This is a genomic window from Microbacterium sp. X-17 (assembly GCF_039615055.1).
Genome location: NZ_JBDHNI010000009.1, coordinates 30,497 through 44,928, shown reverse-complemented (window position 1 = coordinate 44,928; position 14,432 = coordinate 30,497). Strand labels below are relative to the sequence as shown.

The window sequence follows — 14,432 nt, the reverse complement described above, 5'->3', positions numbered from 1 at the left end:
AACCCCCGACCGCCCGCGAGGAGCACCCGTGACCGCGATCCCGTTCACCTCCGACTGGCAGGTCCGTCGTCCGCTCGGCCCGTTCGACGGCGCCGGGGAGCCGGTCGCGGCGACCTCCGTGCGGCTCCCGCACGACGCGCTGCGCGACGAGCCCCGCAGCGCTAACGCACCGGCCCGGGGCGCCACGGCCTACTACCCCCGTGGCGCGTACACGTACCTCAAGACGTTCGCGGCTCCCGCCGCGTGGGCCGGCCGGCCCGTGCGGCTCGAGATCCAGGGCGCGTTCCGTCGCGCACAGGTGTTCGTGAACGACGAGCTGGCCGGCAACCGCGCCGACGGCTACGCGCGCTTCTTCGTCGACCTCGGCCCGTTCCTGCGCTACGGCGCGGAGAACGTGCTCCGGATCGAGCTGCGCGCGGGCGAGGACTCGCGCTGGTACTCCGGTGCGGGCCTGCACCGCGGGGTCGTGCTGCACGTGGACGAGCCCGTGCACGTCGTGCCGGACGGCCTTGACGTCGACACGGTCCTGCTTGACGAGGGCGGCGCGATCCTCGAGCTGCGCGCGTGGGTCGCGAACGCCGGCACCCTCACGCGCACGGTCCGCGTGCGCGCCGCGGTCGACGGTCCGGACGGCGCGGAGCTGCTCGCCGAGGAGGCGCCGCTCACCCTCGTGCCGGGGGAGACCGGAATCCTGCGCCGTCGGGTGTTCGTCGCGGACCCCGCGCTGTGGAGCGTCGACCACCCGGCCCTGCACACGCTGCGGGTCACGCTCGACGGCGCCGCCGAGGCGCGGCAGACCTTCGGCATCCGCACGATCGCGGTCGACGCGCAGAGGGGCCTGCGGATCAACGGCGAGCCCGTGCTGCTGCGCGGGGCGTGCGTCCACCACGACAACGGCCCGCTCGGGGCGGCCGCGATCCCGCGCGCCGAGGAGCGGCGGATCGAGCTGCTCAAGGCCGCCGGGTTCACCGCCATCCGCGCCGCGCACAACCCGCTGTCGCCGGCCATGCTCGACGCGTGCGACCGGGTCGGGATGCTCGTCATGGACGAGGCGTTCGACATGTGGACGCGCTTCAAGACCCCCTACGACTACGCCGCGGAGTTCCCGCAGTGGTGGGCGGAGGATCTCGCGGCCCTCGTCGCGAAGGACCGCAACCACCCGAGCGTGATCCTCTACTCGATCGGCAACGAGATCGCCGAGGTGGGCACCCCCCACGGTGCCCGCTGGTCTCGCCGTCTCGCGGAGCACGTGCGCGCGCTCGATCCCACGCGTCCGGTCACGAACGGGGTCAACGCGCTGCTCGCCGTGCTCGACGAGCTCGGCGACCTCCGCGCGCAGCTCGGCACGATCAACGACGCGGGCGACGCGTTCAGCGCGATCAGCGCGACCGACCGCGCCACCGCGCGCATCGAGGAGGCGGCCGCGACCCTCGACGTGCTCGGGCTGAACTACGCCGAGTCGCGCTACGCGCTCGACCAGCGCCTCGCCCCGCATCGCGTCATCGTCGGCAGCGAGACGTTCGCCTCGCGGATCGGCGACCTCTGGCCGCAGGTCGTCGCGCACCCGAACGTGATCGGCGACTTCACCTGGACCGGCTGGGACTACCTCGGCGAGGTCGGCATCGGCGCGACCGCCTACGCGGAGGATGCGGATGCCACGCCCGCGCTCGAGCGCGAGTTCCCGTTCCTCACGGCCTGGACGGGCGACCTCGACATCACCGGCTTCCGGCGCCCGGTGTCGTACTACCGCGAGATCGTGTTCGGGCTCCGTCGGGAGCCGTACATCGCGGTGCGCCGGCCCGAGCACCACGCTCACACGATCGCGATGCAGTCGCCGTGGGCCTGGAGCGACAGCGTGTCGTCGTGGACCTGGCCGGGGCACGAGAACGCGCCCGTGACGGTCGAGGTGTACGCCGACGCCGACGAGGTCGTGCTGGAGCTCGACGGCGCGGAGGTCGGACGCGCGGCGGTGGGGCGGGTCGGAACGGCGGGGGAAACCCCGCTCGTCGCCGTGGTCGAGACCGTGTACGTCCCCGGCGAGCTCGTCGCGATCGCGTATCGCGGCGGCGTCGAGGCGGGGCGCACCGCCCTCGCGACCGCGGGCGAGGCGCGGCTCCGGGCCACCGCGGACCGCGACCGGATCACCGCCGACGACGCCGACCTCGCCTACCTCGCGCTCGAGCTCGTCGACGACGCCGGCCGGCCGGTCACCGCGGCCGAGGCGACGGTCACGGTGCGGGTGACGGGCGCCGGCGAGCTGGCGGGCATGGCGAGCGCACGGCCGTCCACGACCGAGCGCTTCGCCGATGCCACCTGGCGGACCTTCGACGGCCGCGCGATCGCGGTCGTACGGCCGACGGGCCCGGGCGCGATCGTCGTGACGGCCGAGGCGGAGGGGTACGCCCCCCAGATCGTCCGGGTCGAGGCGATCGCGCCGGCGGCCGGCTGAGCGGAGAGCGAATGTCGTCACCGGAGAGCGAGCGGAGCGCGCCGCGTCGCGCGGGCGTGCGCGACGTGGCGGAGGCCGCGGGCGTGTCGACGCAGACGGTGTCGCGCGTCCTCAACGGCTTCCCGCACATCCGCGACGAGACCCGCGCACGCGTGCTCGCCGCGGTCGACGCGCTCGGCTACCGGATGAACAACGCGGCGCGCGCACTCGGCACGCGCACGACGCGCACCCTGGGCGTGATCGCCTCCGACACGGACATGTTCGGGCCGGCCGCCGGACTCGCGGCCCTCGCCGCGGTCGCCCGGGAGAGCGGGCGCTGGATCGCCACCGCGTACGCCGACCCCGCCGATCCCGCCTCGACGGCGGCCGCGGTGCGGCACCTGCTCGACCAGGGCGTGGACGGGCTCGTCGTCCTCGCCCCGCACGCCGGTGCCCGGGCCGTGCTCGACGCGGAGCGGGGCGACGTGCCGGTCGCGTTCCTCCACGGCGACGGTGCCGCCGAGACGCAGTCCGCGGCGGCGGCGCTCGCGGTCCACCACGTGTGCGCGCTCGGCCACTCCCGGATCGCGGAGCTCCACGGTCCGCCCGACTGGCTCGAGGCGGAGGCGCGGCGGCACGGGGTCGCGCGGGCGCTCGAGGCCGCCGGAGCGCAGCGGGCGGGAGTGTGGGCGGGGGATTGGTCGGCGGCATCCGCGGCCCGGATCGCCGGCGAGGTCGCCGCGGCGGTGGCAGCGCCCGACGGCCCGACGGCGGTGGTCGTCGCGAACGACCAGATGGCGCTCGGTCTCATCGCCGGACTCCGCGCGCACGGGGTCGCGGTTCCCACCGACCTCAGCGTGGTGGGCTTCGACGACAACCCGGATGCCGCGTTCTACCTCCCGGCTCTCACGAGCGTCCGGCTCGACGTCCTCGGCGAGGCGCGCCGCGCGATCGCCGCGGTGCTCGGCGAGGCCCCGCCGCCCGCTCCGGAGCCGCCGCTCCTCGTCGTGCGGGCATCGACGACCTCGCGCTGAGACGCGACATCCGGGTGTGTTACCGGTAACATTGCGGGGGCGGCACGCGCCGGCCACGGAACCGATGGAGCAATCGTGAGCACCGATGACACTCGCGCCCCGGCGTTCAGCCCCGAGGTCGCCGCAGCGATCGACGCGGTCCGCGCCGACGTCGCCCGCCTCCACGGCGAGCTCGTCCGCTACGGCCTGGTCGTCTGGACGGGGGGCAACGTCTCCGGTCGCGTTCCGGGCACCGACTACTTCGTCATCAAGCCGTCGGGTGTCTCCTACGACGACCTCACGCCGGAGACGATGATCCTCTGCACGCTGGACGGCGAGATCGTGCCGGGCACCGCCGGCAGCGAGCGGAGCCCGTCGAGCGACACCGCGGCGCACGCGTACGTCTACCGCCACATGCCTGAGGTCGGCGGCGTCGTCCACACCCACTCGACCTACGCGGTCGCGTGGGCTGCGCGCGGCGAGGAGATCCCGTGCGTCATCACGGGCATGGCCGACGAGTTCGGCGGCCCCATCCCGATCGGCCCGTTCGCCGTGATCGGCGACGAGTCGATCGGCCGCGGCATCGTGGAGACGCTGCGCGGCCACCGCTCGCGCGCCGTGCTCATGCAGAACCACGGTCCGTTCACGATCGGCGTCTCGGCGGCCGACGCGGTCAAGGCCGCGGTCATGTGCGAGGACGCGGCCCGCTCGGTGCACATCGCGCGGCAGGCCGGCGAGCTGATCCCGATCCCGCAGGATCGCATCGACCACCTCTACCAGCGCTACCAGAACGTGTACGGGCAGAGCGCGGACGCCCGCCGATGAGTGCTCTGTCGTCCGACGACGCCGCGCGCGCGACGATCGTCGAGGGACGCGCCGTGCTCGGCATCGAGCTCGGCTCGACGCGGATCAAGGCGTGCCTGATCGGGGAGGATCCCTCGGTCGTGCTCGCGACCGGCTCCCACGCGTGGGAGAGCCGGTTCGAGGACGGCCGCTGGACCTACGCGCTCGACGAGGTCGACGCGGGCCTGCGCTCCGCCTATGCCGACCTCGCGGAGGAGGTCCGCACGCACTACGGCGTGCCGCTCACGCGACTGGGCGGGCTCGGGGTCTCGGCCATGATGCACGGTTACCTCGCGTTCGACGCCGCCGGCGAGCTGCTCGTGCCGTTCCGCACGTGGCGCAACACGTCGACCGGGACGGCCGCGGCCGAGCTCACGGCGCTGCTGGGCGTCAACATCCCCCTGCGCTGGTCGATCGCGCACCTGCACCAGGCGGTCCTCGACGCGGAGCCCCACGTGCCCGCGGTCGCCGCCGTCACGACGCTCGCAGGCTACGTCCACGAGAGGCTCACCGGCCGCCGGGTGCTCGGCGTCGGCGACGCCTCGGGGATGTTCCCGATCGACCCCGCCACGCGCGACTACGACCAGGCGCTCGTCGACCGCTACGACGCGCGGGCCGCCGGCACCGCGCTGCCCGCAGGGCTCCGCGTGCTCCTGCCCGAGGTGCTCGTCGCGGGAGCGGATGCCGGGAGCCTGACCGCGGCCGGCGCCGCGTACCTCGATCCGACCGGGGCACTCGCGCCCGGCGCTCCGGCCTGCCCGCCCGAGGGGGACGCCGGCACCGGCATGGTCGCGACCGCCGCGGTCGCGCCGCGCACCGGCAACGTGAGTGCCGGCACGAGCATCTTCGCCATGGTCGTGCTGGAGGCGCCGTTGACGGCGGTGCACGACGAGCTCGACGTCGTCGCGACGCCGGCGGGCGACCCGGTCGCGATGGTGCATTGCAACAACGGCGCGGCCGAGCTTGCCGCGTGGGCGGGGCTGTTCGGCCGCTTCGCCGAGGCCGCCGGGACGCCGCTGGACGCGGACCGGGTGTTCGAGGTCCTTCTGGCCGAGGCATCCGCCGCCGAGCCCGACGCCGGCGGCGTGCTCGCCTACAACCACCTCGCGGGGGAGCCGGTCGCCGGGCTCCTCGACGGGCGGCCGCTCGTCGTCCGCAGCCCGGACAGCACGTTCACGCTCGGCACGCTTCTGCGCGCGCACGTCTACGGCATGTTCGGGGCGCTCGCGCTCGGCATGCGGGTGCTCGCCGAGGAGGGCGTCGGGATCGACCTGATGTCCGCGCACGGCGGCGTGTTCCGCACCGCCGGGGTCGTGCAGCGGATGCTCGCCGCCGCGCTCGGCGCGCCGGTCTCGGTCGCCGAGACCGCCTCCGAGGGCGGCGCGTGGGGGATCGCCGTGCTGGCGGCGTTCGCCGCGGAGCGCCGGGCCTCGGACGGGCCCACGCCCGATCTCGCGGACTATCTCCGCCGCGTCGTGTTCGCGGACGCGAGCACCCTGACCGTGGCTCCGGATCCCGCCGAACAGGCCGGTTTCGCCGCCTATCTCCACCGTTACGAGGCCGGGCTCGCCATCGAGCGCGCGGCCGTCGCCAGCCTGTGACCGGCGCCCCGCGCCCCGAGAGGAATCCCATGTCCCGCAGTGTCGTCCCCGACCTCGCCACCCGGAAGGTCTGGTTCCTGACCGGCAGCCAGCACCTCTACGGTCCCGAGACCCTCGCGCAGGTGGCCGCCCAGTCGCAGGAGGTCGCGCGCGGCCTCGCCGCCTCCTCCGATGTCCCGGTCGAGGTCGTGTGGCTGCCGGTGCTCACCGACGCCGCCGGCATCCGTCGCGCGATGCTCGACGCGAACGCGGACGACGACGTCGTCGGCGTGATCGCCTGGATGCACACGTTCAGCCCGGCGAAGATGTGGATCCAGGGGCTCGACGCGCTGCAGAAGCCGCTGCTGCACCTGCACACGCAGGCGAACGTCGCGCTGCCGTGGTCGGAGATCGACTTCGACTTCATGAACCTCAACCAGGCGGCGCACGGCGACCGCGAGTTCGGCTACATCGAGGCCCGCCTCGGGGTGCCGCGAACGACCGTCGTCGGCCACGTCTCCGACCCGGCCGTCGCGGCGCGGGTGGGCGTGTGGACGCGGGCCGCCGCCGGCCGCCAGGCCGCGCGGACGATGAAGCTCGCCCGGTTCGGGGACAACATGCGCTACGTCGCCGTCACCGAGGGCGACAAGACCGAGGCCGAGCACGTCTTCGGCGTCCAGGTGAACACGTGGGGCGTGAACGAGCTCGCGGACGCCGTGGCCGCTGCGACCGCCGCCGAGATCGACGCGCTCGTGGCCGAATACCTGGACCTGTACGACGTCGTGCCCGAGCTCCGGCCCGGTGCGGAGCGCCATCAGAGCCTGCGCGACGGCGCCGCGATCGAGGTCGGCCTGCGCTCGTTCCTCGAGGCCGGCGGCTTCACCGCGTTCACGACCTCGTTCGAGGACCTGGGCACGCTCACGCAGCTGCCGGGACTCGCGGTGCAGCGCCTGATGGCCGACGGCTACGGGTTCGGCGCGGAGGGCGACTGGAAGACGGCGCTCCTCGTGCGCGTCGCGGCCGTCATGGGCGCGGGTCTCCCGGGTGGGGCGAGCCTCATGGAGGACTACACGTACGACCTCACCCCGGGCGCGGAGCTGGTCCTCGGGGCGCACATGCTGGAGGTGTCGCCGTCGCTCACGACCGCCCGGCCGACGCTCGAGATCCACCCGCTCGGCATCGGCGGCAAGGACGATCCCGTGCGGCTCGTGTTCACGGCCGACCCGGGGCCCGCGGTCGTGGTGGCGCTGTCGGACGTGCGGGACCGGTTCCGCCTCGTCGCGAACGTCGTCGAGAACGTCGCACTGCCGCATCCGCTGCCGAAGCTGCCGGTCGGTCGCGCGGTGTGGCGCCCCGCGCCGGACTTCCGCACCTCGACCACGTCGTGGCTCACCGCGGGAGCCGCGCATCACACGGTGATGACGACCCAGGTCGGGGTGGAGGCGTTCCGGGATCTCGCGACGATGCTCGAGACCGAGCTGCTCGTGATCGACGAGGGCACGACGATCGACGGCTTCGCCGCGGAGCTGCGGGCGAACGCCGCGTACTACCGGCTCGCCCGCGGGCTGTAGACCGGCGCAATGGTCATGCCCGCGTCATCCGCTCCCCGCTGGATCGTCACGACCCGCGACGCCGCGCTCCGCGAGGCCGCGGCGCCTGAGCTGCGTCCGCTCGTGATCCGCGCGATGGCGGACGCGCCGGCGGTGATGGTGCGCACGAGCGAGACGCGGCAGACGATCGAGGGGTTCGGGGTCTGCTTCAACGAGCTCGGCTGGACGGCCCTGCAACGGCTCTCGTCCGAGGAGCGCCGGGCGATCCTCGACGAGCTGTTCTCGCCGGCGGGCATGGGGCTGACGGTGTGCCGGATGCCGGTCGGCGCGAACGACTTCTCGACCGACTGGTACTCGTACGACGAGGAGCCGGGTGACCTCGCGCTCGAGCATTTCAGCATCGAGCACGACCGGGCGACCCTCGTCCCGTTCATCCGGGAGGCGCTCGCGCGCCAGTCGGAGCTGCGGCTGTGGGCGTCGCCGTGGAGTCCGCCGAGCTGGATGAAGCGGAACGGGCACTACGCCGCCGCGCTGCCGCTGCCGGACAGCGGGGTCGAGAACGGGCTCGCTCCCGACCAGGTCGGGGTCGAGGGCACGGACCTGTTCCGCGTCGACGAGCCCGCCTACCTCGACGCGTACGCCCGCTACTTCGGCCGCTTCGTCGACGCGTATGCCGCCGAGGGCATCCGCATCGGCGCCGTGATGCCGCAGAACGAGTTCAACTCGCCGCAGGTGTTCCCGAGCTGCACCTGGACGTCCGAGGGGCTCGCCCGGTTCGTCGCGGTGCTCGGCCCGGTGATGGCCGCGCGGGGGGTCGAGGTGTTCCTCGGCACGCAGGAGCGCGCGGATCCCGACCAGACGTTGCGTGTTCTCGCCGACCCGGAGGCGGCACGGTGGATCGTGGGGGCGGGCTTCCAGTGGGCCGGCAAGGGCGCGATCGCCGCGATCCACCGGGAGGCCCCGCGGCTGCGGCTCTACCAGACCGAGCAGGAGTGCGGCGACGGCCGCAACGACTGGCGGTTCGCGCGGTACGCCTGGACGCTGCTGCGCCACTTCCTCACCTCCGGCGCGAACGCATACGTCTACTGGAATCTCGCGCTCGACGAGGGCGGCGTGAGCCGGTGGGGATGGGCGCAGAACTCGCTCGTCGTCGTCGATCCGGCCAGCGGCACCGCCCGGTACACGCACGAGTACGCGCTCCTGAAGCACGTCAGCGGGTTCGTGCGGCCCGGTGCCGTGCGGCTCGAGGCGTTCAGCTGGTCGGGGTACGAGAACCAGCTCGCCTTCCGCAACCCCGACGGTGAGATCGTGGTGGTCGTGCAGAACGACGGCGCCGACGAGCTGCCGTACTCGGTGGCGATCGACGACCGCCGGTTCGACGTCGTGCTGCCCGCCGACTCGTTCAGCACGTTCGTGGTGCCGGCGTAGGTCGCGCCCCGCGAACCGGTCAGAACCGGCGCGGCGGGGACGCGTGCTCGATCACGCGCAGATCCGGGTGCGGGTCGACGCGGTAGCCGCGGCCGCGCACCGTGCGGATGATGTCGCCGTAGGGTTCGATCCGCCGCCGGATCCGCTGCAGGTACACGTCGATCGTGCGGTCGAAGACCTCGCCGACGCCCTCGGCCCGGAGCGCCGCCTGGAGGGCGGGGCGGTCCAGCACCTCGCCGCGGTGGCGGATCAGATGGTCGAGGAGCGCCTGCTCGCGGTAGCGGAGCTGCAGCGCGCGCCCGTCGACGCTCACCTGGTGCCGGGCCAGGTCGACCACGATGCCGGCCGTCGGCGTCGCGTCGCCGTGCGACGGTTCCGCCAGGGCCGTGCGTACGACGTCGAGGGGCGCGGTCGGCGTGCCCTCCGGGGCGAGCACCACGGATGCGAACGTCTGCGTGCCCGGGATGTCGGTCAGCGCCCGCCGCACGCCGTCGACGAGCTCGACCACGTCCACGCCCGCCGCATGCGCGACGGACTCGTCGATGCCGACGTAGATCCCGAAGCCGCGGACCTCCAGCCCGTCCGGCGCGCGCAGGTGCGGATGCACCGGGCCGGCCGCATCCGCCGCCCACACCGGGATCGTGACGTAGTCGCCGGACATACCCCCTCCTCGCCTCGCCGGAATCGAACCGTTGAAGCCCGAGTCTCCCGGAAACCGAGCGAGGACGTGGTGGGGATGACGCACTGCGTCGCAGTGCGACGCCCCGCGACATTCCGCTCCGCCCGATGTCAGTCGGCGGCGGCGAGCATCCGCGCGCGCTGGGCGACGAGTTCGTCGTAGCTGCCGTTCTTCTCGGCCCAGCGGTGCATGTGGACCCCCTCGACGAGGATCTGTTTCGGAGTGGGTGTCTGCGAGAGCAGGCTCATCACCTCTGTGGCGAACGCGTCCAGAGGGAGCGCGTGCGGGTTCACGCGCTCCTGACCCGCCGTGGCCACCGCTGGCGGCACGAGCTCGACGACCTCGATGCCGGTGCTGGCGAGCTGGACCCGCAGGGCCTCGGAGTAGGCGTGCACCCCGGCCTTGGACGCGGCGTAGCTCGCCATCGGCGGGAACGGCAGGTAGGCGATCCCGGAGGTCACCGTGATGATCGTCCCGCCGCCCCGCGCGATCAGGTGGGGGGTGAAGGCGTCGATGACGCGGATCGTCCCCAGCAGGTTCGTCTCCACCGTCGTCTCGGCCGCCGTGTAGTGCGCGGGGTCGCGCAGGTCTTCCATCATCATGACGCCCGACATCGTGACCACCGTGTCGACCGCGGGGTGCTCGACGAGCACCGCGTCGCGGGCGGCCGTGACGGATGCGCTTTCGGCGACATCGATCTCGACGGTGCCGAAGCCCTCCGCGGCGAGTTCGGCGAGCGCGCTGCGATTTCTGCCGCCGACGATGACGGTGCTGCCGGCCGCGGCGAAGCGGCGGGCGAGCTCCCGTCCGATGCCGGAGGTGCCGCCAGGGATGAAGATGGTGCGTCCACTCGTGTGCATGGTGTCTCCTCGTGCTCGAATCTGAGATCGGTCGATGATTCGAGGATCGGCCCGGCACCGCGAGCCAGGAAGTGTCCCCGCGTTCCGGGGGTCTGACAGGGCCCCCTCTCCGGGGCGGGGACGGCAGTAGCGTGCTGGTGTGGTCGCCGAGGAGAACCAGAACCGTCTCGGGGCGTACCTGCGCGCCCGTCGCGAGCTGGTCACGCCCGCCCAGGTCGGCCTCCCCGCCGGCGAGAACCGGCGGGTTCCCGGCCTGCGCCGTGAAGAGGTCGCGATGCTCGCCGGCATCAGCGCCGACTACTACCTGCGTCTCGAACGCGGGCGCGACGCACACCCCTCGATCCAGGTGCTCGAAGCCCTTGCCCGCGTGTTCCGGCTCGATGACCTCGAGCGCGAGTATCTGCTCGGCCTCGGTGCGCCCAAGCCGCGGAGGGTCCGGAAACGCACGCCGGAGCGGGTCCCCGAGCGCCTGTATCAACTGCTCGCCAGCCTCGACATCCCGGCGTTCGTCGAGGGTCGCACCTTCGACGTCCTCGCCTCCAACGAGTTCGCGGTCACCCTGTCTCTCCGCCTGCACCCCGGCGAGAACCGCCTCCGTTCGCTCCTGCTCGACCCCGAGGAGCAGGCGTTTCACCAGGACTGGGCGCAGGCCGCCGAAGAGATCGTCGCCGCGTTCCGTGCGTCGATCGGCGACGACGTGGACGACCCCAGGTTCGTCGAGCTCGTCGGAGAGCTGGCGCTGGGCAGCGAACGCTTCCGCACCCTCTGGTCACGTCACGACGTTCGCAACCTCGAAGGCGGCACGGCGATCGTGAACCATCCCCTCGTCGGCGAGTTGCGCCTCCACCGGGACAAGCTGCCCGTCGAGAACGTCATCCTCGTCCTCTACTACCCGGACAAGGGCAGCGAGAGCGACGAGAAGCTCCGAGCACTCGCGTCTCTGACGCGCGGTTCCCGTGCGGAAGGTGGGACTCGAACCCACACGCCGTGAGGCACAGGAACCTAAATCCTGCGTGTCTGCCAGTTTCACCACTCCCGCGAGCGGGCCCCAGTCTACGGGCGCCTGTGGATAACCTCCGTCGGCGGGGCGGCACGATGTGAGGATGCTGGGCATGGCCTCCGCAGACTCCGCCGCTCCCGCGCGCGTCGTCGAGCGCGTCCGGGAGCGGCTGCGGGCGGAGCGGTCCGATCCGTCGCAGCATCCGGAGCGGGCCCGGCAGATTGCGTTCGCCGAGGTGCAGGCGCACAACGACCTGGCCCTCGCGCGCGGGATCGCGCCGATCGACGACGAGACGGGCTTCGTGCGCGACGTGCTGGCGTCGGTGGCCGGGTACGGCGCGCTGCAGCCGTATCTCGACGATCCGACGGTCGAGGAACTGTGGCTGAACGCCCCGGACCGCGTGTTCGTCGCGCGCGACGGCGTGGCCGAGCGCGTGCCGGTCGTCCTCACCGACGCGATCGTGCGTGAGCTGGTGGAGCGGATGCTGCATGCCACGGGGCGACGCGTCGACCTCAGCCAGCCCTTCGTGGACGCCTCGCTCCCGGACGGGAGCCGTCTGCACGTCGCCATCCCGGACATCACGCGGCAGCACTGGGCCGTCAACGTCCGCAAGTTCCTCCCGCGCTACCGGCGGCTGCGCGACCTCGTGGCGTCCGGCTCCGTCGCACCGGAAGCGGCGCAGACCCTGCGGCACGCGGTGCGGCAGGGCCGCAGCATCCTCGTCTCCGGCGCGACGCACGCGGGGAAGACGACGCTGCTCGGCGCGCTGCTGGCCGAGTGCCCGCCGGACGAGCGGGTCGTGACGGTCGAGGAGACATTCGAGCTCGCCCTCACCGCGCCGGACGTCGTGGCGCTGCAGGGGCGGCAGCCGAGCCTCGAGGGTACCGGGGAGGTGACGCTCCGCCGGCTCGTGAAGGAGGCGCTGCGGATGCGGCCCGACCGGCTGGTGGTGGGGGAGGTGCGCGACGCGGAGGCGCTCGACCTCCTGCTGGCGCTGAACACCGGCGTGCCCGGCGCCGCGTCGATCCACGCGAACTCTGCCGCCGACGCGCTCGTGCGCCTCGCCGCGCTGCCGCTGCTCGCGGGCCGGAACATCGACGTCGGCTTCGTCCGTGCGGCGATCGCGTCGAGCGTGCACGTCGTCGCGCATGTCGCTCGCGATCGCGCCGGCCGTCGCAGGCTCGTCGAGGTCGTGGCGCCGACCGGCCGGGTCGTCGACGATGTGGTCGAGGTTCGTGCCCTGTACGGCGAGGATGCCGCGTGACGATCGTCTGGGGCGTGACACTCGCCGCGGGCCTCCTGCTCGCGATGTCCCCGTGGATCTGGCCGCGGCGGCCCCGCTCGGCCGCCGCCCCGAGACGGGTGCCCGCCCTCGCCCGACTGGTCGAGTCCGCGGGCATGCCGTCCCTGCCCGTGCGCCTCGTGGTCGTCGCGAGCGGCGTCCTGGCCGCGGTCGGGGCGGCGATCGCGTGGCTGCTTCTGCCGCTGCCCGTGCTGGCGCTGCTCGCCGCGCTCGTCGGCGCCGCCCTGCCCATCGCCTATCTGCGAGCGCGAGCGGGGCGGCTCGTCCGCACGCGTCGCGCGCTCTGGCCGGACGTGTGCGACCTCCTGATCGCGTCCGTCCGAGCCGGGATGCCGCTCGCCGACGCGGTCGCCTCCCTCGCGACCTCGGCACCGGCACCGCTCCGGCCGGCGTTCGCGTCCTTCGCGCGGGACCTCGCGGCATCGGGGAACCTCGACACGAGCCTCGACCGATTGCGCACGACGCTCGCGGACGCGGTGGCCGACCGCATCGTCGCGACGCTCCGGATGGCGCGTCAGGTCGGCGGAACGCAGCTCGTGCCCGTGCTGCGGTCTCTGGGCGCGTCGGTTCGGGCGGACGCGACGCTGCGGGCGGAGGTCGAGGCGCGCCAGTCCTGGGTGCGCGGCGCGGCGGTGCTCGCCGTCATCGCGCCGTGGGCCGTGCTCGCGCTCCTCGCGCTGCGGCCCGAAGGCGCCCGCGCGTACGCGAGTCCCGAGGGCGTCGCCCTCATCGTCGGTGGTGCCGTCGCCACGGTCGTCGCCGCCTGGCTCATGACCCGCATCGCTCGGCTGCCCGCACCGCGGCGGTGGTCGTCGTGACCGCGCTCGCGCCGGCGTTCGCGGTCCTGCTCGGCTGCGGGTTCGCGGCGGGCGTCATCCTGATCGCCGCGGCCCTGCCGCGCTGGGGCGCGCCGAGTCTGGTGCGACGGATCGGGCCGTACGTGCGCGACGTCGCGGACCCGCTCGGGATCACGCCGCTCACGCACGTCGCCGAGCGCGACATCCGCCGCCTCGCGGGCGCGCTGCAGGTGCGGCTCGCCCGGAGGATGGGCGGCTCGGCCTCGATCGCGCGACGCCTGCGTCGTGCGGACGGGCCGCTCGACGTCGTGGGGTTCCGCGCCCGGCAGCTGGCCTGGGCCGCGGCCGGCGCCCTCGCCGGTGCGCTCGTCGCGGTCGCGCTGGCCGTCGCGGGTGGGGCCGGCGTCGCGAGCATCCTGCTTCCGGTCGTGGGCGGCGCCGCGGGCGCGTTGCTGCCGGACGTGCTGCTCACCCGCGCGGCGAACGCTCGCGTCGGCCGGATCGCGGAGGAGCTGCCGAACGCGCTCGAGTTCCTCGCCCTGTGCCTCGCCGCCGGCGAGGGGCTGCGGGAGGCGGTCGCCCGCGTGGCGGAGACCGGCGGCGTGTTCGCGGACGAGCTCGGGCGCGTGACGCTCGCTGCGCAGACCGGCACGCCGTTCGCCGATGCGCTCGCGGCGTCGTCCGCGCGGCTCGAGCTCCCGGTCTGGACGCGCGCCGTTGAGCACCTCGTCGCCGCACTCGAACGCGGAGCTCCGCTTGCGGCCGTGCTGGAGCGCCAGGCCGAGGACGCGCGGGACGGAGCGCGACGCGCGCTCCTCGAGAAGGCCGGGCGGAAGGAGATCCTCATGCTTCTTCCGCTGGTGTTCCTGATCCTGCCGCTGAGCGTGCTGTTCGCGATCTTCCCGGGCGTGGTGATGCTGCGTCTCGGGATCTGACACGGCGCGGGGTGCG

12 protein-coding genes and 1 tRNA gene are annotated in these 14,432 nt (G+C 73.7%); 10 read left to right on the top strand and 3 right to left on the bottom strand.

The genetic code is table 11. The annotated features are described in order from the left end of the window. The first annotated feature begins 28 nt into the window (after nt 1-28). From ABCS02_RS32200 to ABCS02_RS32175, 6 genes are all read left to right on the top strand, one after another. Nucleotides 29-2,449, top strand: a complete 2,421-nt coding sequence (locus ABCS02_RS32200; protein ID WP_345839801.1) for a glycoside hydrolase family 2 TIM barrel-domain containing protein — start codon at nt 29-31, stop codon at nt 2,447-2,449. A gap of 11 nt (nt 2,450-2,460) precedes the next feature. Beyond that, nucleotides 2,461-3,462 (top strand): LacI family DNA-binding transcriptional regulator, encoded by a 1,002-nt coding sequence (locus ABCS02_RS32195; protein WP_345839800.1) that lies wholly within the window; start codon nt 2,461-2,463, stop codon nt 3,460-3,462. Nucleotides 3,463-3,537: 75 nt separating this feature from the next. Then, nucleotides 3,538-4,266 (top strand): L-ribulose-5-phosphate 4-epimerase, encoded by a 729-nt coding sequence (locus tag ABCS02_RS32190; protein WP_345839799.1) that lies wholly within the window; start codon nt 3,538-3,540, stop codon nt 4,264-4,266. Further along, nucleotides 4,263-5,885, top strand: a complete 1,623-nt coding sequence (locus tag ABCS02_RS32185; protein ID WP_345839798.1) for an FGGY-family carbohydrate kinase — start codon at nt 4,263-4,265, stop codon at nt 5,883-5,885. The genes ABCS02_RS32190 and ABCS02_RS32185 overlap by 4 nt, the downstream gene beginning before the upstream one ends. A 29-nt stretch (nt 5,886-5,914) precedes the next feature. Beyond that, nucleotides 5,915-7,435, top strand: a complete 1,521-nt coding sequence (araA, locus tag ABCS02_RS32180; RefSeq protein ID WP_345839797.1) for an L-arabinose isomerase — start codon at nt 5,915-5,917, stop codon at nt 7,433-7,435. Between the two features lie 9 nt (nt 7,436-7,444). Next, nucleotides 7,445-8,842, top strand: coding sequence for a glycoside hydrolase family 30 beta sandwich domain-containing protein (locus tag ABCS02_RS32175; RefSeq protein WP_345839796.1), 1,398 nt, complete (start codon nt 7,445-7,447; stop codon nt 8,840-8,842). A gap of 19 nt (nt 8,843-8,861) precedes the next feature. Here ABCS02_RS32175 and ABCS02_RS32170 read toward each other — a convergent pair whose 3' ends face one another. After that, a complete protein-coding gene (locus ABCS02_RS32170; RefSeq protein WP_345839795.1) occupies nt 8,862-9,503 on the bottom strand; it encodes a winged helix-turn-helix domain-containing protein in 642 nt (213 codons plus the stop codon). 128 nt (nt 9,504-9,631) lie between these two features. Beyond that, entirely contained in the window at nt 9,632-10,381 is a 750-nt protein-coding gene (locus tag ABCS02_RS32165; protein ID WP_345839794.1) for an SDR family NAD(P)-dependent oxidoreductase, read from the bottom strand. 139 nt (nt 10,382-10,520) lie between these two features. Between ABCS02_RS32165 and ABCS02_RS32160 the strand changes: the two genes are divergently transcribed. Further along, nucleotides 10,521-11,372 carry a helix-turn-helix transcriptional regulator gene (locus ABCS02_RS32160; RefSeq protein WP_345839793.1) on the top strand — a complete coding sequence of 284 codons (852 nt, stop codon included), beginning with the start codon at nt 10,521-10,523 and terminating at the stop codon, nt 11,370-11,372. On the opposite strand, the gene ABCS02_RS32155 is transcribed toward ABCS02_RS32160, so the two are convergent. Then, nucleotides 11,339-11,420 (bottom strand) — tRNA-Leu (locus tag ABCS02_RS32155). The two genes, ABCS02_RS32160 and ABCS02_RS32155, sit on opposite strands and share 34 nt — an antisense overlap. 73 nt (nt 11,421-11,493) lie before the next feature. Here ABCS02_RS32155 and ABCS02_RS32150 point away from each other — a divergent pair. The 3 genes from ABCS02_RS32150 to ABCS02_RS32140 are packed head-to-tail and all read left to right on the top strand — an operon-like array spanning nt 11,494 to nt 14,416. Next, a complete protein-coding gene (locus ABCS02_RS32150) occupies nt 11,494-12,645 on the top strand; it encodes an ATPase, T2SS/T4P/T4SS family (protein WP_345839792.1) in 1,152 nt (383 codons plus the stop codon). Further along, nucleotides 12,642-13,502, top strand: coding sequence for a type II secretion system F family protein (locus ABCS02_RS32145; protein WP_345839791.1), 861 nt, complete (start codon nt 12,642-12,644; stop codon nt 13,500-13,502). The genes ABCS02_RS32150 and ABCS02_RS32145 overlap by 4 nt, the downstream gene beginning before the upstream one ends. Beyond that, nucleotides 13,499-14,416 (top strand): type II secretion system F family protein, encoded by a 918-nt coding sequence (locus ABCS02_RS32140; protein WP_345839790.1) that lies wholly within the window; start codon nt 13,499-13,501, stop codon nt 14,414-14,416. The genes ABCS02_RS32145 and ABCS02_RS32140 overlap by 4 nt, the downstream gene beginning before the upstream one ends. The last annotated feature ends 16 nt before the right edge of the window (nt 14,417-14,432 follow it).